This window comes from Granulicella sp. WH15 (assembly GCF_009914315.1).
GTDB lineage: Bacteria > Acidobacteriota > Terriglobia > Terriglobales > Acidobacteriaceae > Edaphobacter.
Window position 1 is genome coordinate 2,736,975 of record NZ_CP042596.1, and the last position, 20,802, is coordinate 2,757,776.

General features: G+C 64.1%; 18 protein-coding genes. 9 read left to right on the forward strand and 9 right to left on the reverse strand.

The features are described from left to right. Positions 1–29: 29 nt before the first annotated feature. The 3 genes from carA to FTO74_RS11390 form a co-directional block, all read right to left on the reverse strand. Positions 30–1,163, reverse strand: a complete 1,134-nt coding sequence (carA, locus tag FTO74_RS11385; RefSeq protein ID WP_162538261.1) for a glutamine-hydrolyzing carbamoyl-phosphate synthase small subunit — start codon at positions 1,161–1,163, stop codon at positions 30–32. A 164-nt stretch (positions 1,164–1,327) separates the two neighbouring features. Beyond that, positions 1,328–1,453 carry a hypothetical protein gene (locus tag FTO74_RS19770; protein WP_255462207.1) on the reverse strand — a complete coding sequence of 42 codons (126 nt, stop codon included), beginning with the start codon at positions 1,451–1,453 and terminating at the stop codon, positions 1,328–1,330. 71 nt (positions 1,454–1,524) lie between these two features. After that, positions 1,525–1,851: a Rieske 2Fe-2S domain-containing protein gene (locus FTO74_RS11390; RefSeq protein ID WP_162538262.1), complete on the reverse strand. Its 327-nt coding sequence runs from the start codon at positions 1,849–1,851 to the stop codon at positions 1,525–1,527. Positions 1,852–1,910: 59 nt separating this feature from the next. Here FTO74_RS11390 and FTO74_RS11395 point away from each other — a divergent pair, with 59 nt between their 5' ends. Both FTO74_RS11395 and FTO74_RS11400 read left to right on the forward strand, forming a co-directional pair. Beyond that, complete coding sequence (locus FTO74_RS11395) at positions 1,911–2,852, forward strand: alpha/beta fold hydrolase (protein ID WP_162538263.1); 942 nt, start codon at positions 1,911–1,913, stop codon at positions 2,850–2,852. Then, entirely contained in the window at positions 2,852–3,277 is a 426-nt protein-coding gene (locus FTO74_RS11400; RefSeq protein WP_162538264.1) for a DoxX family protein, read from the forward strand. Before FTO74_RS11395 ends, FTO74_RS11400 begins: the two co-directional genes overlap by 1 nt. A gap of 840 nt (positions 3,278–4,117) precedes the next feature. Here FTO74_RS11400 and FTO74_RS11405 read toward each other — a convergent pair. Next, complete coding sequence (locus FTO74_RS11405; RefSeq protein WP_162538265.1) at positions 4,118–6,355, reverse strand: thiamine pyrophosphate-dependent enzyme; 2,238 nt, start codon at positions 6,353–6,355, stop codon at positions 4,118–4,120. Between the two features lie 213 nt (positions 6,356–6,568). Here FTO74_RS11405 and FTO74_RS11410 point away from each other — a divergent pair, with 213 nt between their 5' ends. Next, a complete protein-coding gene (locus FTO74_RS11410) occupies positions 6,569–8,086 on the forward strand; it encodes a S8 family peptidase (RefSeq protein WP_255462208.1) in 1,518 nt (505 codons plus the stop codon). 55 nt (positions 8,087–8,141) lie between these two features. On the opposite strand, the gene FTO74_RS11415 is transcribed toward FTO74_RS11410, so the two are convergent. Further along, positions 8,142–8,546 carry a hypothetical protein gene (locus FTO74_RS11415; RefSeq protein ID WP_162538266.1) on the reverse strand — a complete coding sequence of 135 codons (405 nt, stop codon included), beginning with the start codon at positions 8,544–8,546 and terminating at the stop codon, positions 8,142–8,144. 125 nt (positions 8,547–8,671) lie between these two features. Here FTO74_RS11415 and FTO74_RS11420 point away from each other — a divergent pair, with 125 nt between their 5' ends. Together FTO74_RS11420 and FTO74_RS11425 are read left to right on the forward strand one after the other, a co-directional pair. Further along, positions 8,672–9,619: a mechanosensitive ion channel family protein gene (locus FTO74_RS11420; RefSeq protein WP_162538267.1), complete on the forward strand. Its 948-nt coding sequence runs from the start codon at positions 8,672–8,674 to the stop codon at positions 9,617–9,619. Between the two features lie 84 nt (positions 9,620–9,703). Then, entirely contained in the window at positions 9,704–10,261 is a 558-nt protein-coding gene (locus tag FTO74_RS11425; RefSeq protein ID WP_162538268.1) for a dihydrofolate reductase family protein, read from the forward strand. A gap of 46 nt (positions 10,262–10,307) precedes the next feature. On the opposite strand, the gene FTO74_RS11430 is transcribed toward FTO74_RS11425, so the two are convergent. From FTO74_RS11430 to FTO74_RS11440, 4 genes are all read right to left on the reverse strand, one after another. Continuing rightward, on the reverse strand, positions 10,308–11,693 hold the full coding sequence (locus FTO74_RS11430) for a hypothetical protein (protein WP_345932947.1): 1,386 nt from the start codon (positions 11,691–11,693) through the stop codon (positions 10,308–10,310). 77 nt (positions 11,694–11,770) lie between these two features. Beyond that, the gene (locus FTO74_RS19975; protein WP_345932949.1) at positions 11,771–12,415 is read right to left on the reverse strand and encodes a DUF255 domain-containing protein; all 645 of its coding nucleotides are present in this window, start codon (positions 12,413–12,415) and stop codon (positions 11,771–11,773) included. Positions 12,416–12,447: 32 nt separating this feature from the next. Next, a complete protein-coding gene (locus FTO74_RS11435) occupies positions 12,448–13,173 on the reverse strand; it encodes a metallophosphoesterase family protein (RefSeq protein WP_162538269.1) in 726 nt (241 codons plus the stop codon). Positions 13,174–13,305: 132 nt separating this feature from the next. Further along, positions 13,306–15,519, reverse strand: a complete 2,214-nt coding sequence (locus FTO74_RS11440; RefSeq protein ID WP_255462210.1) for a TolC family protein — start codon at positions 15,517–15,519, stop codon at positions 13,306–13,308. A gap of 391 nt (positions 15,520–15,910) precedes the next feature. Here FTO74_RS11440 and truA point away from each other — a divergent pair, with 391 nt between their 5' ends. The 4 genes from truA to FTO74_RS11460 all read left to right on the forward strand — a co-directional run bounded on the left by truA (position 15,911) and on the right by FTO74_RS11460 (position 20,691). Next, complete coding sequence (gene truA, locus FTO74_RS11445; RefSeq protein ID WP_162538270.1) at positions 15,911–16,699, forward strand: tRNA pseudouridine(38-40) synthase TruA; 789 nt, start codon at positions 15,911–15,913, stop codon at positions 16,697–16,699. Beyond that, entirely contained in the window at positions 16,696–17,886 is a 1,191-nt protein-coding gene (locus FTO74_RS11450; RefSeq protein ID WP_162538271.1) for a M20/M25/M40 family metallo-hydrolase, read from the forward strand. Before truA ends, FTO74_RS11450 begins: the two co-directional genes overlap by 4 nt. A gap of 108 nt (positions 17,887–17,994) precedes the next feature. Beyond that, positions 17,995–19,740: an amidohydrolase gene (locus FTO74_RS11455; RefSeq protein ID WP_255462211.1), complete on the forward strand. Its 1,746-nt coding sequence runs from the start codon at positions 17,995–17,997 to the stop codon at positions 19,738–19,740. A 15-nt stretch (positions 19,741–19,755) separates the two neighbouring features. Continuing rightward, positions 19,756–20,691: a DMT family transporter gene (locus FTO74_RS11460; protein ID WP_255462212.1), complete on the forward strand. Its 936-nt coding sequence runs from the start codon at positions 19,756–19,758 to the stop codon at positions 20,689–20,691. The last annotated feature ends 111 nt before the right edge of the window (positions 20,692–20,802 follow it).

Consider the following 20,802-nt stretch of genomic DNA (forward strand, 5'->3'; position numbering starts at 1 on the left):
CCGCTCCTCTCGTCCTATTTATCTAGGAGTTACTTCTTCCACTCGTCCATCATCTTCCGAAAATCCCGGAAGAGGTAGTGCGAATCGTGCGGTCCGGGGCTGGCCTCGGGGTGGTACTGCACGCTGAACATCGGGTCGGTCTTGTGCTTCAACCCGGCCAGCGTCTGGTCGTTCAGGTTGGTGTGCGTACGCTCTACATCGTCGGGCAGGCTAGCCGGATCGACGTTGTAGTTGTGGTTCTGCGCCGTAATCTCGACCTTGCCCGTGGCATGGTTCAGGATCGGGTGATTGCCGCCGTGATGGCCGAACTTCAGCTTGTAGGTCTTGCCGCCGAGCGCCAGGCCGAAGACCTGGTGGCCCAGGCAGATGCCAAAGAGCGGCGTCTTGCCCTTGAGCTTCCGCACGTTCTCGATGACGTAGTCCAGCGGCTCGGGGTCACCGGGGCCGTTCGAGAAGAAGACGCCATCGGGATTCAGCGCCAGCACCTCTTCCGCCGAGGTGCGTGCCGGAACTACCGTCACGCGGCAGCCCTCGCGTGTCAGCATCCGCAGGATGTTGGCCTTGATGCCGAAGTCGTACGCCACCACATGCTTCAGCGGAAGGTTCTCCGCCGCGGGCAGCAGCTTATCGCCGGTCTGGTTACGCGGCTCCGCGTCCGACCACTCGTAAATCTTCTTGGTGCTCACGACCGAAGCCAGATCGGTCCCATCCATCTTGCGAATGGCCCTGGCCTTGGCTACCAGCGCCGCCTCGTCGAGCGACTCGCCCGACGCGATCACGCCGCGCATCACGCCGAAGGCCCGCAGGTGCCGCACCACCGCCCGCGTGTCCACCTCCGCGATCACCGGAACGCCGTTGCGCTCCAGGTACTCGTCGGCGACCTCGGTCGAGCGCCAGTTCGAGCTGATGGGCGAGAACTCCCGTGTCACCAGCCCTTCGATATAGGGTTTGGTCGCCTCGGCATCAGAGGGCGTGGTGCCATAGTTGCCGATATGAGGATTGGTTAGGACGACGATCTGACCAGCATAGGAGGGATCGGTAAAGATCTCCTGGTAGCCGGTGAGCGATGTATTGAAGACCACTTCACCCGAGCACTCAGCCCGCGCGCCGTATCCCTTACCGCGAAAGATGCGCCCGTCTTCGAGCGCCAATATTGCCTGCATTGCCTCTCCTGACCGTCTCGCCCGCGAGTGGAGCAGACCGGTGCAAATCCAAAAGGAGTGGATTCAAGTGATTCTATCAGGATTATGGGATCAGGTCGGTTAAGCGCATGTGGAAAGGCCCGGCCGATTGCAGCCGGGCCTCGGGATAGCCATTTCCCTCTGGATTAGAGGTGATGGTGGTGGCGGTGATGATGACGGTGATGAGGGTACCCCGCAGCGTGAGCCGGGATGGCGGAACCGGCGAGCAGAACCACACCCAGCAGGCCGAGCAGCATATTGCGCATCTTCATAGATTGACCCTCCACAACACATTCGTACGTCTGTATCCGTACGTCTGTGTTGATAAACACAATAGCCCAAATTAGTTGCTGCCATGTGGCTCGATATCCACAAGCACCTCATCGCCCTCGATCTTCACCGGGAAGACGTCCACGCGCGCCCGCTCCGGAGCCGCCGCCTCCCCGGTCTTCAGACTGAAGCTCCATGAGTGCCACGGGCAGACCACGTGATCGCCCTCCAGCCAGCCCATCCCCAGCGGCCCCTGCTGGTGAGGACATAGGTTATCCACCGCTGCCAGCATCCCGCCCACGTTGGCCAGGCAGATCGCCCGCTCGCCAGCCTCGGCCTCCATTACGTTGCCCTCGGCCGGAGCTTCGGCGACTCCGCACAGCCTTACCCATTGCGCCATCTCTACTCCCTCCACATCTCTTATCTCAGCTTAAATGCTACCCTTCGAAGAGCACCCCGATGGCTCAAAAGATCAAGTCCGCCACCTCCGCAAAACCTCTGCACAACGCACCGAGCGCCTCCACTCAACCGCTCGAGGTCATCAACCCCGCATGGCTGCTGGGCGCAATCGCGGCCACCCTGCTCGGCGCGCTCTTCTGCGGTTACCTCACGCTCTGCCTGCTGGTCTACCAGGGTGAATGGCAGCTCCTGCTGCACCCCGTCGCCGGAGCGACCGCGCCGCCCGCCACCCTCGGCGTCTCTGCCTTGCGCTTCGGAGCCACCGAAGAGAGCGGACAGGCCCGCCTCTCCGGCTGGTGGATTCCCGCCGCGCCCGGCCCGCGCGACCGCTTCACCCTCCTCGTCCTGCACGACGGGTCTGGCAATCTTGCGGCCAACACTCGCACGCTCGAAGCCCTGCACGCCACCGGCCTCAACGTCTTCGCCTTCGACTACCGCGGCTTCGGAGCCAGCGATCCCTCGCACCCCGACGAGCAGCGCATGACCGAAGACGCCGACGCCGCACTGGACTACCTCATCACCACGCGCCACCTCTCTGCCTCCACGATCCTGCCCTACGGCGCGGGCCTCGGCGCGGCCCTGGCCGCCCATCTCGCCGCCCGCCACCACGAACTGCCCGCTCTGCTGATCGAGTCGCCCCAGCCCGACGTGCTCGGCATCCTGCGACGCGACCCTCGAGCGGAGCTGGTGCCGCTCTCGTTCCTCTTCCATGAGCACTTCGACCTCTCGCCGCTCACCTCGCTGGCGACTCCCAAGCTGATCCTCACGGCTGGCCCTTCTCCTGTAAACCCCGCGCCAGACGCGGATAAAGTAGACAAGCTCGCACGCGGAGCCGCATCTCCCAACCTCATCGTCCATTTAACGCCGCCCGTCAAAGACGAAGCCTACGCCGAGGCCCTGAACCGCTTTCTCGACGAATATCTCCCGCAGGGGGCAAGATAATGGTCCGCTGGCTCAACGGCTTCCAACCCTGGGGAGTCTTTCTGCTCCGCGTCGTTCTGGGCGCGGCGATGGTCTCCCACTCCTGGAGCAAGGTCTACCCGGCGGGCGGCCTCAACCACGGCCACCTCCTCAGCTCGGTCGAGCACTTCAACGACTACGTCGTCCATCTGGGGCTGCCGCGCTGGCTCGGCTACGTCTCCACCGCGACCGAGTTCGTGGGCGGATTCTCGATCCTGATCGGCCTCTTCACCCGCTTCTGGTCCCTGCTGACCGCCGGAGACCTGCTCGTAGCGCTGGTGCTGGTCAACCTGCGCCACGGCTACGAGGCGTCCGAACACACGCTGACGCTGGCCGCCATCGCGGTCATGCTGCTTCTGGCCGGGCCGGGAGCAGCGTCGCTGGATCGTCGCCTCGGACTGCACTGAAAACCCAACCACACGGTTAAAGGAGAGAAGGCGCCCGGTGTTCGGGGCGCCTTTCGTATAAGGGGGGAGTTTGTCTTGCGGATAGGGGAAGCCGGAACCGAGGGAACTGAAAGTCCGGCTGCTTTCTGGGCTACACATACTATGACGCACGGCCCAGAAATTAGTTGTGCGTTTTTTGTATATTTCTATGGAAAACAATTTGAAGAATCAAATCTGATTCCTTACAAAAAGCAACGGGATTTACTCTATCCCATCGGGACACAGATCTCAAGCCCATGCGGTGGAAAATTCGGCCCCAAAATGAGAGAACGCTCATAAATTCATCTGTCAGTAGCCTTGCTGGAGGAAAACACTCTTCCAAGTCGCCTGCCTAGCAAAATCCTCTCTATTTTCTCGTCCGAACGTTACAAAAAATTCATCAACCCCTTGAAATCCAAGGCGTCTTTCGCAGTTCGCGGCTCATTTCAACCTCTCTCAAAGCTCTATGCCACCCGTCTCCCCGGCCTCTCAGAGAGGGTATTGGGCCACCTTTAGAGAAGTTCCCTACCCCGCAATAATTTTTTCTCGCCGAAAGCCCGAAACCGGAGGAGATGATATAGAAGCTATTGGCAACTTAATCACTGCCTCCTTCCAGAAAACGGAGGGTCTCCTTCCGAAGCTACAGAATCCGGGTTGTGATGCAGGTTCACCGAGGCGAGATTCCCCCTTAGCCCAGCGATCCGGGCCAGGAAAAAAGCAAAAAGTCCTCCCGCCGGCCCAAACGAGCGATGCTCGCTTCCGACCAACGGGAGGACTTCAACGGATCATCCCACCTATACGCCCCAAGAACGGTACGAAATACTAGAAGGCGGCCAGGTCGATCATTGCTTTGTAGAGGTCGTCCGGCTGCGGCAGGATTACGTCTTCGAGCAGCGGCTGATAGGCCACGAACGTGTCCATCGCCGCCACACGCCGCACCGGCGCGTCGAGATCGTGGAACAGCTCCTCGCCAATCCTTGCGGCGATCTCCGCCCCATAGCCCCAGCTCTTCATATCCTCGTGCGCGACGATCACCTTGTTCGTCTTCCGCACCGACTCGGCAATCGCCTCCCAGTCGTACGGCGAGAGCGAGCGCAGGTCGATCAACTCAACGTCGATCTTCTTCTCGCGAAAGAGCTTCTCCGCCGCCTGCAACGCACGCGGCACCACGGCCCCATACGTCACCACGGTCAAGTCCTTGCCCGGCCGCACGATCTTCGCCTTGCCGAACGGAATGGAATACTCCGGCCCCGGGTAGGCGGCCTTGCCGATAGGCTCCCGATACAGCCGCTTGTGCTCCAGAAAGAGTACCGGGTCGTCGCAGCGGATCGCCGTCCGCAGCAGCCCCAGCGCGTCGAGCGCGTTCGACGGCATCACGATCCGCACGCCCGGCGTATGGGTAAAGATGCTCTCGCCCGACTGCGAGTGGTAGATCGAGCCGCCCGTCAGGTAGCCGCCAATGGGTACGCGCATCACCAGCGGGCAGGAGAAATCGCCGTTCGAGCGCCAGCGGATCAACGCCAGTTCGTTGCGCATCTGGTGCATCGCGGGCCAGATGTAGTCGAAGAACTGGATCTCCACCACCGGCTTCAGCCCGCGCACGGCCATGCCGATGGCGCGTCCGGTGATGTTGGCCTCGGCCAGCGGGCTGTTCCACACGCGGTCCGAGCCGAACTCCATCTGTAGCCCCGAGGTCAGCTTGAAGACGCCGCCCTTGCCCTTGACCTTGCCGTCCTTCAGGATCTCCGCGCGGGTCGCATCGGCCACGTCCTCGCCGAAGACGACGATCCGCGGGTCACGCCGCATCTCGTCCTTCAGGCAGGTGTTGATGAGGTCGGCCATCGTCCGCTCAGCGGGATTCGTCACCACAGGCTCGGTCGCAAAGCGCGGGTCCGCGCAGCTCAGGTTCTCCGAGTAGACGTGCTTCAGGATCGACGCAGGCTCAGGAAACGCGGCGCTTACCGCCTGATCCGCAGCCTTTTGCACCTCGAGATCGGCCTTCTTCTCAAGCTGGTCGATCCCGTCCTCGTCGAGAATCCCCTCGCGCAGCAGCCACATCTGCATCCGGGCGATGGGGTCGCGCAGCGCATCGGCCTCCAGTTCCTCGGCCGAGCGGTAGTCGCGCTCATCCTCGCTCAGCGAGTGCGAGTAGGGCCGAATCACATGGCCGTGCACCAGCGCCGGACCATGCCCTGCCCGGCAGTATGCCACCGCCTCCACCATCGCCTTGTAGCTCGCGATGGGGTCGGTGCCGTCCACCTCGGCGAAGTGGAAGTTGGGGAAGTTCGCCACCAGCTTCGAGATATTACCGCCCGGCGTATTGGCCTCCACCGGCGTCGAGATGGCGTATCCGTTGTCCTCGACCACGTACACCACCGGCAGCTTGCCGTTCGAGGCCGTGTTCAGCGACTCCCAGAACTCACCCTGGCTGGTCGAGCCTTCGCCGATCGAGACATAGACGACCTCGTCGCCATTAAACTTCACATTTTTATACGAGCGGTAGTCCGCCGCGCCCGCCGCGGTCTTCAGCGCGGCCTCGGGATGGCGGTTGAAGTAGCGTCCCGCCTCCGCGCAGCCCACCGCGTGCAGGCACTGCGTCGCCGTCGACGAGCTGGGCGTAACGATGTTCAGCTTGCTGCTGGACCAGTGCGAGGGCATCTGCCGCCCGCCGCTGGCGATGTCCGCCGCCGCGCCCACCGATTGCAGCAACTGCTCCTCGACCGTATTGCCCAGCGCCAGGCACAGGGCGCGGTCGCGGTAGTACGGGAAGAACCAGTCGTACCCCGGCTTGAGCGCCATGCCCGCCGCTACCAGCAGGGCTTCGTGCCCCGCACACGAGATCTGGAAGAAGATCTTCTGCTGCCGCTTCAGCACGATCTCGCGATCGTCCGTGCGGCGCGAAAGGTACATCAACCGGTAGAACTCAACCAGCTTCTCCCGCGAGAGTCCACCCCACGCCGCCGTCTCATCGGTCGATCCCACTGTCTTTTTTGTTGCGACTGCACGGCTGCCTGCTGCCGTACCGGCGTTCGCAACTGCACTGCCCGAGTGACGCGCCATTCCGATTCCCCTCAGCCAATTTCTATCACCTGCAACCTCCTGTTGTCCTCCCCGCAACCTTCCATCCGGACAAGAGACCCATTCCTCCGTTCTTTCTCCCGAAGGTAATCTGACCGCCGTACCCCACGGTGTCCTCCTTGTCGCGCCTGCCGGAGTCCCCGCCGCCGATCAATCCCATGTCGGGACGCCCAGATCCCGAAAGAGGACTACAAATTGAAACCATTACGGATCATAACTTTACAACTAATACTTACACCTGTACTGCTACTTCATCCTCGGACGTCGTTCAGCCAGCCGTCCCCATTCGGAACCTCCGTTCCCGGCCGGTATCTGGTCGCATATCGTAACGCCGCCATCCCCGCCGACGCCGAAACTGACGTTCAAGCGGTTGGAGCCACGCTCTTCCATCGCAATGATCGCTTCGGAATAGTCGTCGTCACCAGCGCCCTGCCTGACGTCCTCTCGACCCTGCGTGCTCTGCCCGGCGTAGCCGCCGTCACCGCCGACCGGGTTGTTTCGGCCCAGGCCGTCACGATGCTCCCCATCGGCACCAGCGCCCCCACGGGCTTCAAGCCGCTCACCACCGCCGACGCCGATTACACCTCCCCAAAAGGCTGGGCAGTGCGCCAAGTGGGCGGCTACGGGCTCCAGATACCCGGAGGCCCGGCCACCGGGCAGGTCACCGGGCCATGGGACACCACCCAAGGCAAGGGCGTAAGCATCGCCATCCTTGACAGCGGCGTCGACGCCGCCCACCCGGACATCGCGCCTAACCTCACGCTGAACCTCAGCGAGATCGACCAGAGCGCTGTCCCCAGCCCTTGCGACGACGGCTCCCCGCAAGACCAGCAGGGCCACGGCACCTGGGCCGCGTCACTGGCGGCAGGAGCGATGGGCTCGGCCACCGGGCTGGTCGTCGGCGTGGCCCCGTCGGCAACGCTGCTCAACATTAAGGTGCTGCAACGAATGCCCGCCACCGCTGGCGACGCCTCCACCTGCGCGTCGGGACAGGCCAGCGGGCTGCTCTCGTGGGTCATCGCGGGGCTGGACGACGCTGTAGCCCAGCACGCCGACATCGTCTCTCTGTCTCTGGGAACCCTGATCGACCTCGAAAGCAGCGACGGCGCGGACGCCAAGGCGCTCTTCGACCAGGCGGCATCCACAGCCGCACAGGCCGGGACGATCCTCATCGCGGCTGCCGGTAACGAAGGCTTCGACCTGAGCAACCGGCGATACCTTGAGATCCCGGCGCAATCGTTAGGGGTGCTGGCCGTCGTCGCCTCCACCAACCCGGAGTGCGCCGAAGACCTGACCACAGGGGCCACCTGCTCCACCGGCCCGGCCACCCTGCCCTACTACAGCAACCACGGTACGACCTTGAACGCCCTCGCCGCCCCCGGCGGCAGCTATCCCCCATCGTCCTCCACAACTGAAGCCGGAGGCTGGATCGAAGGAGCGTGCAGCTCCGGCAAGCCGGGCACCGCCGATGGCGCTCCCATCGATAGCAGCCACTCCTTCGGGTGCTTCGGCCTGGGCCACCTGTCCTACGTGCAGGCGATGGGCACCAGCGCCTCCGCCCCACTGGCGGCGGGAGTCGCAGCCCTCATCCGCGCCGCGCACCCCGGCTGGACAGCCGCGGCAGTGGTCGCCGCGATGCAGTCCACAGCGACCGCACTGCCCGGAGTGGCGCAGGCGCTCGTCAACGCGGCAGCGGCAGTCGCACTGCCATAGAAACAGCCCCACAAGTTTAGGTTTGCGGCGTGGTTGGGCACTCCACGCCGCTCTTTTATCCCTTCATCCGATCCTTAACGCTTTTGGCCAGCTTTTCAATCTCTTCGGCCTTCTTGACTACATCGACCGACAGGATGTTCTGATTAGTCTTATCCACCTCGGTCTTCAGCTCGATCGCCAGTTGCAGCAGCCGTTGCGTATCGGCTACCAGACGGCGCTGCCGATCCAGGTTGCGGCCCGCGGCCTGGCTCTCGATAATCGGGCCGGGAGGCCGGGGCAGATCGCCACCCAGTTGAGGAGGTCCCCCCGTCCCCGCCTGACCGGGCCGAGCCGGAGTAGCCCCCGGATAAGAATAGGGCTGTCCCGGGGATTGCGCATTTGCTGCCGCTCCACATGCCAAAGCCACCGCGACGACGATGTGGCCTGTACGAAACCTCCACCAGTTCTTCCGGTCTCTCATGGTCCGGCTCCCCTCGCCCATTTGCGTCTCATTGTGAGCGAAAGCAAGGACACTTGCAATGAATCTTCTTCCGATAAGCTGGAGGTGTTCTTTCAGTCTCTGAAGGTTGGATTATGCTGCCTGCGATGCACACCCTGCTTGCCACCCTCTTCGCCCCCGCACCCGAAGAGAGCACCCTTCGCATCATCGAGCACGACTGGCACAACGACATCATGGTGATGGTGCGTGAGCGCCTGCCCAAGATCCTGCTCGTCGTCATCATGCTGCTTATCCTCGAGCGAGTGGTGCGCTTCTTCGTCAAGCGCCTGAACGACGCGGCCAGCAAGCTCACGGTGGTCAACGTCCAGCGGGCCTCTCAGCTCCGCACCATGGCGGCGATCATCCGCGGCACAGCCTACAGCGTGCTGGGATTTCTGGGATTTCTTCAGGTTCTCAACCTCTTCAACATCGACTACAAGCCGCTGCTGGCCTCGGCGGGCATCATCGGCGTGGGCGTCGGCCTGGCCGCGCAGTCGCTCTTCAAGGACATCATCAACGGCGTCTTCATCCTGGTCGAGGACCAGTACAACGTGGGCGACGTCATCCGCGCCGCCTCGCTCACGGGCACGGTCGAAGACCTGACCCTGCGGCTGACGCGGCTGCGCGACAGTGACGGCACCCTGCACATCATTCCCAACTCTCAGATCGCCACAGTCTCGAACCTGACCCGCGATTACTCGATCGCAACGCTGCCGGTCTCGGTGGATGCGAGCACCAACCCGGATGTGGTGATGCAGGTGCTGAGCGAGATTGCGGCCACCCTGCGTGGAGATACGGCCTTCCAGAATGTGCTGATCGCCGATCCGGTGATCCTGGGGGTGGATAAGATCGACGGGCGCTCGATTGTTTATCCGATCAACCTGCGCGTGCGGCCGAACCAGAAGGATCCGATCCTACGCGAGCTGAGGAAGCGGATCGTGCTGGTCTTCGAGAAGAAAGGCATCCCGCTGGGGACCGACGCCACGATGCTGGTGATGAAGACGACGGCTGACAGTACTGCGGTCCACACTCTAACTGGAAGCGAGACTCCCTAACTCCGGCCAACTATTCATTGTCGATCCAATTCCGATTACGAAACAGCCTGGACGCTATCAATGTCGGCCTCATCAGGAGGAAATATGTCGAGTGGAATGAGATCGACGGTTACGCTGCACGTAGTTTCAAGCCTTGATGGCTTCATCGCCAGGACGGACAACAGTGTTTCCTGGATGGATAGTCCTGGCGACATCTATCCCAAAGGAGTCACCGACGACGGCGCGGAGGTTATCCAGTCGATAGACTGCTACGTGCTGGGTTCTCGCACTTATGAGCACGCGCTGCAACTCGGCTGGCCCTACGGCGATACCCCGACGGTCGTGATAACGAAAAGAGAGCTGCCGTCCACGCGGAAGAGCGTGGAGTTCTACTCAGGCGACCTCAAGAGATTGGTGGATGAGGTGCTCGCCCCCCGATACAAAAACATCTGGCTGGTGGGAGGGGCCGCGCTAGGCCAGAGTTTTCTCAAGCTCGGCCTGGTGGATGAAATCAGATTGATGATAGCGCCGGTCACACTGGGTAACGGGCTACACCTATTCGGCAACTCCGGTATGGAGCAGAAGTGGCTTCTGAAGAATGTAGTCGCTTACAGGAATGGCTTTGTCGATTTGGCGTACAGACGCCCACCAACAGACTCCTAGCCTAAAAAGTATGTCGCGCTGGCAGGCGGTTGGACGGTCCACTCCTCTAAAGCACCTTACCCAATGCCTCCACCAACACATCGGGAGAAGTGATCGGCGGCTGGCAGGAGAAGCCGCTGCATAGCACCGCAAAGCTCTCCTCGACCTTCGGAAGATGCGACAGCGTCTCGGCCAGCGAGGGCGGAAGCTGTTCCAAAGAAGACAGCCGGATCACCGACTTGTTGACCGCATAACGCACCAGCGCCGCACGCTCCAGCTCTGTGGCCAGAGCGTCCGAACCGACGATGCAGACCTGCACCGGCGGCAGGATCAGCCGCTGCAGCGCCAGCCCATAGCTCGCGGCGTAGAGGCCGAGGTGCTCGACCACACCGGCAAAGCACTCCAGAGTGGACTGGGCCTTGGCGGCGAACTCTTCCCTGCCCGTCAGCGCCTCGAGACGCAGCAGCAGCGCGGCGGCAACGGGGTTTGCGGCGGGTGTCGGCGAGTCCTGCAACGGCTTGCGGCGCGTGGTGAGCGCGCCCAGGCGAACCTCGCCCTCAGCAGGAGTCTCTGTGTCGAAGAAGGCTCCCTGAGCGGAGTCGTAGAACTTGCCGATAGCAATCTCAGCAATGGCGAGAGCGGTGTTGAAGTAACGGATATCGCCGGTGGACTCCCAGGCATCCAGCGCGGCGTGGCCAGTGAAGACATAGTCCTCAAGCACCCCAGCGATGCGCTCGCCCGTGTTGACACCCTCTCCGTAAGCGACGACGTGGGCCATCGAAGCCCCATCCCACGCTGCGGCCAGCACCCGGTCGAGCGACTTGAGCGCGAAGGCAGTCACCTCGGGCATCGCCAGCACACGGCCCGCTTCAAGATAGGCCGAGATCATCATGGCGTTCCACGCGACGTAGATCGTCTTATCGACATAGGGCGTGGGGCGCGTCTTGCGCACGGCGTAGAGCTTGGCCTTGGCCGTGGCAAGCAGCGACCGGGCCTCCTCCGGCGAGACGCCCGCCTGCTTAGCGACGGTCTCCAGCGAGATGTCGATGTGGAGGACGTTCTTCTCGTGGTTGTGGTGCATGTCGCCGATCTCGCCGATGTCGAAGTACGGCGCGGCAACGGCCAGCTCCTTCGGGGTGAGCGCGGCGCGAGCCTCGGTGAGCGTCCAGGTAAAGTAGTCGCCGTCGTCGTCGAGCGAGAAGTCGGCGTCCTGCGAAGCGTAAAAGCCGCCGTTGACGCGGTCCGAGAGCCACTCGTCGATCCAGACGATCATCTCGCGGGCGATGCGGGCGCACTCCGGCTCCCCGAAGGTCTGGAGGCCGTGGACGTAGTTCTTCAACAGCTCGGAGTTGTCGTAGGACATCTTCTCGAAGTGCGGAACCACCCAGCGCTCGTCGACCGAGTAGCGGTGGAAGCCGCCTGCGAGATGGTCGTAGATGCCCCCCTTGCTCATCTTCTCCAGCGTGAAGGCGGCGGCCTTCGCGATTCCCTCCTCCGCTCCCGCACGAGTGGCTGCGTCGAGGAGCAGGTCTATGGCTCCGAGTGGGGGAACTTGGGCTGCGAGCCGAAGCCGCCAAAGCGGCTGTCGAACTGTTGCAGCGCCGAAGCGATGAGCTTCGAAACCAGCTCGGCTCCGGGGTTGGGGCTGTGGCCGTCGAAGGACTCGTTGTGCTCAATCGCTGCGATGACGCTAGCGGCGGAGTCGTCCACTTCGTCGCGCTTATCGCGGAAGGCCTCGGCCATCGTCATCAGGACGCGGCGCATTCCGGGGCGTCCGTGGCGGTCGTCTGGCGGAAAGTAGGTGCCGCCGAAGTAGGGCTTGCCGTCGGGCGTCAGGAAGGCCGTGAGCGGCCAGCCGCCCTGGCCGGAGATGGCCGAGACGGCAGCCTGGTAGCGCGTGTCCACGTCGGGGCGCTCGTCGCGGTCGACCTTGATGGGGATGAAGTACTCGTTGATGATCTCGGCGACTTCGGGGTTCTCGTAGGACTCGCGATCCATGACGTGGCACCAGTGGCACCAGACGGCCCCGATATCGAGCAGGATGGGCTTGTCTTCTGCGGCGGCCTTCGCGAAGGCCGCGTGGCCCCACTCATTCCACTGGACGGGCTGGTGCATGGCGGTGCGGAGGTAGGCGGAACGGGAGTGCGCGAGAGGGTTGTGTCCTTCAGAACTCATAGATCGAGTCTACCGTCTCGGCGTCTCGCGGGTCAGGGTCGGGGCATCTGGAAGCTGCCGCTTTTCAGGTTCTCGATCAGCCAGCCTGCGTGCGGGATGCCGCTGGCATCGAGCAGCGCCGCCTCCCGGTCAAGGTCGTAGGCGACGCGGCGGATCGACGGAACACCTTCATCAATCAGGAGATAGGAGGCGCGGGGATCGCCGTCGTGCGAGAGGCTGACGCTGCCGGTATTGGCCACCGTGAGGCCCGGAAGCCGCCGGATGTACGGGCGATGGATGTGGGCATAGACGGCGACGGGCTGGCCGAGCGGCCGGTAAACGCGCTCGAGGTCGGCGTCGGAAGCATCCGGCATGGGCGCGCGCCACAGGTCTCCGGGGCTGGCATGGACGAGAGCTACGGGAGCCACGATCTGCGTGAGCGGCAGGCTACGAAGCCACTCCAGACGCTCCTCCCCCAGCGCCTGCCGCGTAAACTCCGCAATCTCGGCGATCATCGCAAACAGGTGCTCCAGTTGCGGCGAGTGGCTGGCGAACTCCGTCAGCGCCTCGGGACGGAAGAGCATCTCGTCCGTATTGCCGAGGATGCCGGGCCAGCCCAGATCGCGGATGCGGTCGATGACCTCGGCAGGAATCGCGCCGTTCTGGACCAGGTCGCCACCGTGCAGGATGAGGTCGGGTGCGGTCTGGCGGAGGTCGGCGATGACCGCCTCAAGAGCGGTGAGGTTGCCGTGGATGTCGGAGACGATGGCTATGCGCATGATCCACTCCGTGACTTTTATACCTTGCCTATACCTTGTCCGGGCGAATTAACAACAATGGTCCTCCCGCTGGTCGGAATCGAAGATTTGATTCCAGCCAACGGGAGGACCACGGGTGACGAGTGAAGTGTCTTACTGCTGCTGCGGAGGAGGCTGTGGAGTCGCCGTCAACGGCTTCGGCGGCTCCGGAGCCTTGGGAGCCGTAAGCCCCGGGATCAGCGGCTTCTGCGTCACCGTGCCGGAGGCCGCATCGCCCAGCGAGATGCCGTAACGGTCGAGCGTCGAGGAGACCAGTTGCTCGAGCGCCGCGCGGTCCTTGGCATAAGCAGCCGTGGCCGAGATCAGGTTGTTCTCCGCCGTGGCCAGGTTCCTCGCCTGCTGCAAGACCAGCGCCGTCGTCGAAGCACCCAGCCGGTACTTCTTCTGCTCGGCGTCGAGAGCCTGCGCCGCGTAGTCGCGAGCAGCCTGAGCCGCCGTCACCTGCGCGCGGTCGTTGGTCAGGGCGTACTGACCGTTGATGACCTGAATCCGAATCTGCGTGTAGAGCTGCTGAATCCGCATCTGGGTCTGGCGGTACTCCATCTGCGAGCGCGCCTGATCGGCCTGGGCCGCGCGGTTGCGGATGGGGATGCTGACGTTGACGCCGACGCCCTTATCCGGCGCGGTGCTGTTGAAGAGGTTGCCGAAAGTGGTGCCGTAGCCTGTGGGGTTGACGCCGCCGTTAGTCGGGGTGCAAGGCACGAAGGTCGCCGTCGAAAGCGTGGTGCCGCAGTTCTGCAACGGGTTCTGGGCTCCGCCGATGGTGTTGGCCCCGTAGAAGGCGTAGGCATCGACGACCGGCAGCAGACCGTTCCTCTCACCACGAATGGTGATCTGGTTGTTCTTCATCGTCAGGATGGCCTGCTCGATCTGCGGGTTATTCACATAGGCCTGGCGGACGAGGTCCTCGACATCCGTATCCTCTTCGGGCAGCCGGTCGAGACCGACGCGGTCGGTCGGAATGACGGGAGCCTTGGCAAGCTGCGGGTCGTTCAGGTTGCGGGCGATGGCCTGCTTCATCAGCAGATCCTGGTACTCGAGGTTGGAGCGCGAGGCGATAAGGGCCTGCTTATCGGTCGCGACCGAGCTATCGGAGTTGACGACGTCGAGCGGAGCCAGCGTGCCCAGCTCAAGCTGCTTGCGGTTATCGGCGGCGAGCTGGGTGCTCTGCGCCAGCGCACGCTCCTTGGCCTGCTCGTCCTCGTAGCCGCTGACCAGCGCCCAGTAGATATTCTCCACCTGGTTGATGGTATAGAGCAGTTGCTGGCGGAAGGCCGAGTCGGTAATGCGGCGGTCATTTTTGGCCTGCAGGATGAAGCGGCCGTTGATGCCGGGTCCGAAGCCCTGCAGCAGGTGCTGGGTACCGGTGATGCGGAATCCGCTCGTAAGCTCCGGGCTATAGCCGGAGCGGGCGCTGGTCGTGGTCTGACGCGTGTTGTTGAAGGTGACGCCGAGCTGCGTGCCGGTCAGAAAACCCTGGGTGTAACCAAAGTCGAAGGTGCCGGTGTTGGTGTTGATCTGGCTGGAACCGGTGAGGAAGGAGCTGGACTGCTGCGCGACCTGCGCCTCGTACTGGAGGTTGGCGGTAAGCGTGGGGTCCAGATTGTACGGCGTGGGGCCGCCGCCGTTGGTGCTGAGAACGAGACCCGAGCTGCCGGTGCCGGAGCCTCCGGTCGAGGTCGAGGTGCCGCCGGGACCGCCGCCCGAGGTGATGGTCGTCGTGGTGCCGCCGAGCGTGCCGGTGACCAGTCCGGTCGAGACGCCGCGCAGCGTGGAGCCAGCCTGGGCGCGGAGCAGGTCCGTGTCGGCGATGTCCAGGTTGATACGCGCAATGGCGATGTCGTAGTTGTTCTCGAGCGCGAGCGTGACGGCGTCGGCGAGCGAGAGGTAGATCTTGCCGTCGCGGAGCAGGTCGCCGAGGCGCGGCGAGTTGTTGAGCGTGGGCGAGGGGACGTAGGTGGGGGTATAGGGCAGCAGCGGGTTGCGGAGGGTGTACCGCTTCAGCTTGGAGTAGTCCTTCAGGGTGTCGCGCAGGAAGAGCGGCTCGGTGAGTTTGGGCGCGGGGGCCTGAGGAAGGCCGGGCTGGCCGGTAGTATCGTTGGCGATGGCCTGCGGCTCGGCCGGCGCGATGGGACTAACCTGCTGGCCGGCGGCCTGGGGACCTGCGGCGGCGCGCTGGGCGTCGGTCTGGCCTCCAGTCTGGCTTACAGCCTGTTGCGCCAGCACTTGCGGCGTCAGTCCCTGGCCAAGGTTGCTCATCAGCAGCATGGCAACGGTTGCCGCTGCCTTTAAATCGTTCAATCTCACGTCGCTCTCTCCAGCTGCCGGTCCATGCCTGCGACCAGCTTTGTTCCCAGTCTTTACTGCTTCGCGTTACAGCGGCCCGCGCACGGTGCGAGGACGGTTACGAGTTCGCAGGACACACCCTCGAACGCCTGTTCGCGAACCCGCGTCCGCTGTCCCGGTTCTTGCGCGTCTGCTCTCTCGGTTCTTGATAGACGTGCGGAGTATCCCGTAAGACTCTCAGAGATCAATCTGGCTCGCGCAGGACGCAGTAAGCCCCTGCGGTTGGGATGTAAAGTGCTGAGGTCGTTCTGATTACTATATCAACCAATCCGGCGGAGATAGAGTCCCGAATTGTCCTACCCGGCATGGAGACGTTGACTTCCGTGAGACCCTGAAGAGACGAACCAGAACGATGACGACGTGGAAATCCATCCTGACCTATGACGGCGGGCCGTATCACGGCTGGCAGGTGCAGCCGGGGCTGGCGACCGTGCAAGGCACGCTGGCCGAAGCGCTGGAGCATGTAACCGGCGAGTCCGTGCTGCCGCAGGGCTCGGGCCGCACCGACACCGGCGTGCACGCGCTGGGGCAGGTGGTCAGCTTCTCGCTGGCGACGGCGATCCCCGCGGCGAACCTGCTGCGGGCGCTGAACCGGGCGCTGCCCGCGAGCATTCGGGTGCTCTCGGTCGAGGCGATGGACGACGGCTTCCACGCCCGGCACAGCTCGGTCCGCAAGACGTACGAGTACCGGATCTTTCCCCGGCTGGCGGTCGGACAGGACCGCATCTGCTCGCCGATGCTGGCCCCGTGGGTGTGGGAGTGCCGCTGGCCGCTGGTGCTGGGGGCCATGCAGGAGGCGGCGCGGTGCGTCCTTGGGAGCCACGACTTTACCTCGTTCGCGGCCTCGGACCCGGACCGGGCGACGCGCGACGCGGATACCGAAGAAGCCCCCGACAACGTGCGGACGATCTTCAGCTCAGAATGGGCCGAGGAGGACGGGCTGATGGTCTACCGGGTGACGGGGTCGGGGTTTCTGCACCACATGGTTAGGAACCTGGTGGGGACGTTTGTGGATGTAGGCCGGGGCAGGATCGCTCCGGAATATGTGCGGCAGATTCTGGAGGCGCGGCAGCGGTCGGCGGCGGGGGCCACAGCTCCGGCCAAGGGGCTGTTTCTGGTCAGCGTGGAGTACGCAGCTTGAGCGCACAGGCTCACTTCCGCATCACCCGGCTGGCGACGCAGCTTGCGGTGCATCGCGCCTTCCAGTGGCTGCACCTGCACCAGCCGCAACTGCGGGCGTGGCAGATGGAGATGCTGGCGATCCCGGCTCCGCCCTTCGGCGAAGGCGAGCGGGCCGCGTGGTTCGCCGATAAGTTCCGCGAACTGGGGCTGGCCGACGTCGGCGTCGATGCGGAGGGCAACGCGCTCGGAAGCCTGGGGGATTCTTCGGCGAGGAAGAGCGTGCTGCTTTCGGCGCACCTGGACACGGTCTTCCCTGCCGGAACCGACACCGTGCCTCGTGAGGAGGAGATCGGCGGACCGATTCTGGGGCCGGGGGCCTGCGACAACGCGGCCGGGCTGACCGCTCTGCTGGCCATCGCGGCGGCGATGCGTCATGCGGGAATCGTTACGGCTGCGCCGGTTCTCTTCGCGGCGAACGTCGGCGAAGAGGGCGAGGGCGACCTGCGCGGGATGCGGTTTCTCTTCGAGCGCGGGGTGCATCGCGGAAGGATCGGCGCGGCGATTGCCCTCGAAGGAGCGGGCACCTCCGCCGTGGTGACGCGGGCGCTGGGCAGCCGCCGCTATCGGGTGACGATCTGCGGCCCCGGCGGCCACTCCTGGACCGACGCGGGCACGCCGAACCCCATCACGCTGCTAAGCCGGGGACTGGCGGAGTTGGGCGACCTGATCTTTCCCGACGAGCCGCGGACGGTGCTCAGTCCGGGGCAGATCTTTGGAGGAACGTCGATCAACTCGATCCCCTCCGAGGCCAGCGTGCTACTGGACCTGCGCTCAACCGATCCGGCTCAGATGCTGGCTGTCGAGAGAGAAATCCATCGGACCTTCGAGAACGTGGTGGCGCGGGCGACGGGTTCGCGGCTGAAGATCGAGATGATCGGCAACCGGCCTGCCGGTGAGCTGGCGATGGACTCGGCGATGCTGCGGACGATCCGGGCCGTGGACCGACATTTGGGCTTCCGGACGGAGCTGCGGATTGGGTCTACCGATGCGAATCTGCCCCTGTCGCTGGGAGTCCCGGCGGTGGCGATGGCGGCAGGCGGGACCGGCGGCGGGATTCATACGCTGGGCGAGTGGTACGACCCGGCAGGGCGGGAGATGGCTCTGCGGAGGGTGCTGCTGACGGTGCTGGATCTGGCCGGGGATTAAAGCTTCTCACGCGAAGCGTCCAAGACAGCACGAAGTGCCGCCCGCCCGGCGCGAGGGCGTTGTTGCCGTTGCTTCTAGGTAGAGTGAGCGCAGCGTAAACTCTGGGTTGTGAAGAGACTTCTTTTTGCTCTGGCTTTCTGTGCGGGTGTGGCGGTGGCGCAGGACACCTCGCCCCAGACTATTTTTGTGCACGGCGACGTGCTGACTGGCTCGCATCTGCGCGAGCCGGATGCCTCGGCGACACCGAAGCGAGTGACGGCAGTGGCCGTGACCAACAGCACCATCGTGGCCGTGGGCACGGACGCCGAGGTGTTGCGGCTGAAGGGGCCGCGGACCGAGGTCGTCGATCTGAACGGGGCGTTCGTGATGCCGGGGTTCAACGACGCCCACACCCACATGGCGCAGGCCGGGTTGCAGCGGCTGACGGTGAACCTGGACGGCGTGCGCTCGCTGGGCGAGATGCTCGACCGCATCAAGGCTTACGCGACGACGGTGCCGCCCGGTGGATGGGTGGTCGGCGGCGGCTGGGACCACACGCTGTGGCCGACCAAGACGCTGCCCACGCGGCAGGATCTGGACGCAGTAACGGGCGGGCATCCGGCGGTCTTCACGCGGACGGATGGGCATATTGCCGTGGCGAACTCGGCGGCGCTGCTGGCGGCGGGTATCTCGTCGGCGACGATTGATCCGGGCGGCGGCAAGATCGACAAGGACGCCAGCGGGACGCCGACGGGTATCGTACGTGAGACCCCAGCTGTGGGACTGGTGATGCGCAGGATTCCACCGCCGACGACCGAGGTCCGGCAGAAGGCGCTGGAGGTAGCGATTGTGGACGCGCTGGTGCACGGCGTCACCAGCGTTCAGGACAACTCCGACTGGGATGACTGGCTGATGCTCGAGTCTATGGAGCACACAGACAGGCTGAAGCTGCGAGTCTCGGAGTGGATGCCCTTCGATACACCGCTGGAGGTGCTGGCGTCGCGCCGGGTGAGCCATCCGGCGGACGATCCCCTGCTCCACCTGGGGATGCTGAAGGCATACATGGACGGCTCGCTGGGGTCGCGGACGGCGGCGCTGGCCGACACCTATGCCGACGATCCGAACAACTACGGACTGCCGCGCTACATGCAGACGAAGCTGAACACGATGGCTACCGAGCGGGCGGCGGCGGGGTTTCAACTGGGCTTCCACGCCATCGGCGACGAGGCCAACTCGATGGCTCTGAACGCCTTCGACGCGGCCGAGCAGGTGGCAACTCCGGCCAATGGGAAGGCGCTGCCACGCGATCCGGATGCGGAGATTGTGACGGAGCGGATGGCCAGCATACGGCCCTCCGACCTGCGGTTTCGCATCGAGCACGCGCAGGTGCTGCTGCCCGAGGACTTCGAGCGGTTTCATAGCCTGGGCGTGATCGCGTCGATGCAGCCCTCGCACCTGTTGACAGATATGAGCTGGGCCGGGGCAAGGCTGGGGCCGGAGCGCTCGAAGTATGCCTATGCGTGGCGGTCGATGCTCGATCATCATGTGACGCTGGCCTTCGGGACCGACTATCCGGTGGAGCCGATCAGCCCCTTTCGAGGGCTATATGCGGCGGTGACCCGCAAGAACGAGGCGGGCACAATGACGTTTCATCCGGAGCAGAAGATCTCGATCGAGGAGGCGATCTTTGCCTACACGCAGGGGTCGGCGTTCGCGGAGTTTCGGGATGAGCGCAAGGGGCGGCTGGAGCCGGGGTATCTGGCAGATATGGTCGTGCTGGACCGCGACGTGACCAAGGTAAAGCCCGAGGAGATTCTGGCGACGAAGGTGCTGAGGACTGTGGTTCAAGGCAAGACGGTGTTCAGTACGCGGTAACGCCGCCAGGAAAACATGATGCGTAGGTTGAGCTCAGAGCGTCTGGCGCAGGTTCTGCTACTGGGCGTGGTGGCGGTCTGGGGAGCCACCTTCGTGGTGGTGAAGGACGCGTTGCGGGATGCTTCGCCGCTGGTCTTCAACGTAATCCGGATGGGGCTGGCGACTGCCGCGCTGGTGGCCATGCACCGGCGGGCGCTGCGGCGCGTCTCCGTGGGACAGGTGCTGAAGGGCGCGGCGGTAGGTTCGTTTCTGGCGGCAGGATACCAACTGCAGACGTTGGGGCTGGCGCGGACGACGGCGGCAAAGTCGGCTCTGCTGACCGGGCTGGTGGTGATCTTTGTACCCATCCTGACGACGGTGCCGACGCTGCGGCCTGCGGGTACGGCGCGGCCCGGAGCGTTCACTGCGGCAGGGGTGGTGCTGGCGTTCGTGGGGCTGGTGCTGCTGACGACTCCGCCGGGAACCGTGGCTGCGAACATCTTCTCCAGCATAGGCTTAGGCGACCTGCTGACGCTGGGCTGCGCTCTGGCCTTTGCCGGACATCTGCTGATGTTGGCGCATGTTTCGAGAGGGTTTGCCGATGGTCCCCAAACAGAAAGCGGCGTGCTGGCCACATTACAGATCGGCGCGGCCACGGTGGCGATGCTGCTGACGTTGCCGCTCGAGGGCGCGCACCACCTGGTTTGGACGCCTCGGCTGGTCGTGGCGCTGGGCGTGACCAGCCTGCTGGGGACGGCGGCGGCGTTTACCGTCCAGAGCTACGCGCAGGCCCACCTGCCGCCAACCCAGACGGCTCTGCTGCTGACGCTCGAGCCGGTCTTCGCATGGGTGACCTCGATGGTGGTTCTGGGAGAACGGATGGGGATGCGGTCGGCTCTCGGGGCTGGATTGATTCTGGCGGGGATCGCGACCATCGAGCTGCTGGGGCAGGCGACGGAGATTCCGGCGTGAGGCAACCTTCAGTTCAGAGGAAAAGACTTACTACCTTTAACGGTAGATCGCGTCTAAACAACCGACAGTCGGCACGGCGACCCCAGTTGCACGGCGCACGGCGATCGCCGT

What these genes read in the sequence shown, in the direction of transcription:
- FTO74_RS11405 (WP_162538265.1), bottom strand. Translation starts at nt 6,355, where the DNA reads ATGGCGCGTCACTCGGGCAGTGCAGTTGCGAACGCCGGTACGGCAGCA.
- carA (WP_162538261.1), bottom strand. Translation starts at nt 1,163, where the DNA reads ATGCAGGCAATATTGGCGCTCGAAGACGGGCGCATCTTTCGCGGTAAG.
- FTO74_RS11460 (WP_255462212.1), top strand. Translation starts at nt 19,756, where the DNA reads ATGATGCGTAGGTTGAGCTCAGAGCGTCTGGCGCAGGTTCTGCTACTG.
- FTO74_RS11420 (WP_162538267.1), top strand. Translation starts at nt 8,672, where the DNA reads ATGCACACCCTGCTTGCCACCCTCTTCGCCCCCGCACCCGAAGAGAGC.
- FTO74_RS11400 (WP_162538264.1), top strand. Translation starts at nt 2,852, where the DNA reads ATGGTCCGCTGGCTCAACGGCTTCCAACCCTGGGGAGTCTTTCTGCTC.
- FTO74_RS11390 (WP_162538262.1), bottom strand. Translation starts at nt 1,851, where the DNA reads ATGGCGCAATGGGTAAGGCTGTGCGGAGTCGCCGAAGCTCCGGCCGAG.
- FTO74_RS11395 (WP_162538263.1), top strand. Translation starts at nt 1,911, where the DNA reads ATGGCTCAAAAGATCAAGTCCGCCACCTCCGCAAAACCTCTGCACAAC.
- FTO74_RS19770 (WP_255462207.1), bottom strand. Translation starts at nt 1,453, where the DNA reads ATGAAGATGCGCAATATGCTGCTCGGCCTGCTGGGTGTGGTTCTGCTC.
- FTO74_RS19975 (WP_345932949.1), bottom strand. Translation starts at nt 12,415, where the DNA reads ATGAGTTCTGAAGGACACAACCCTCTCGCGCACTCCCGTTCCGCCTAC.
- FTO74_RS11425 (WP_162538268.1), top strand. Translation starts at nt 9,704, where the DNA reads ATGTCGAGTGGAATGAGATCGACGGTTACGCTGCACGTAGTTTCAAGC.
- truA (WP_162538270.1), top strand. Translation starts at nt 15,911, where the DNA reads ATGACGACGTGGAAATCCATCCTGACCTATGACGGCGGGCCGTATCAC.
- FTO74_RS11430 (WP_345932947.1), bottom strand. Translation starts at nt 11,693, where the DNA reads ATGAGCAAGGGGGGCATCTACGACCATCTCGCAGGCGGCTTCCACCGC.
- FTO74_RS11415 (WP_162538266.1), bottom strand. Translation starts at nt 8,546, where the DNA reads ATGAGAGACCGGAAGAACTGGTGGAGGTTTCGTACAGGCCACATCGTC.
- FTO74_RS11435 (WP_162538269.1), bottom strand. Translation starts at nt 13,173, where the DNA reads ATGCGCATAGCCATCGTCTCCGACATCCACGGCAACCTCACCGCTCTT.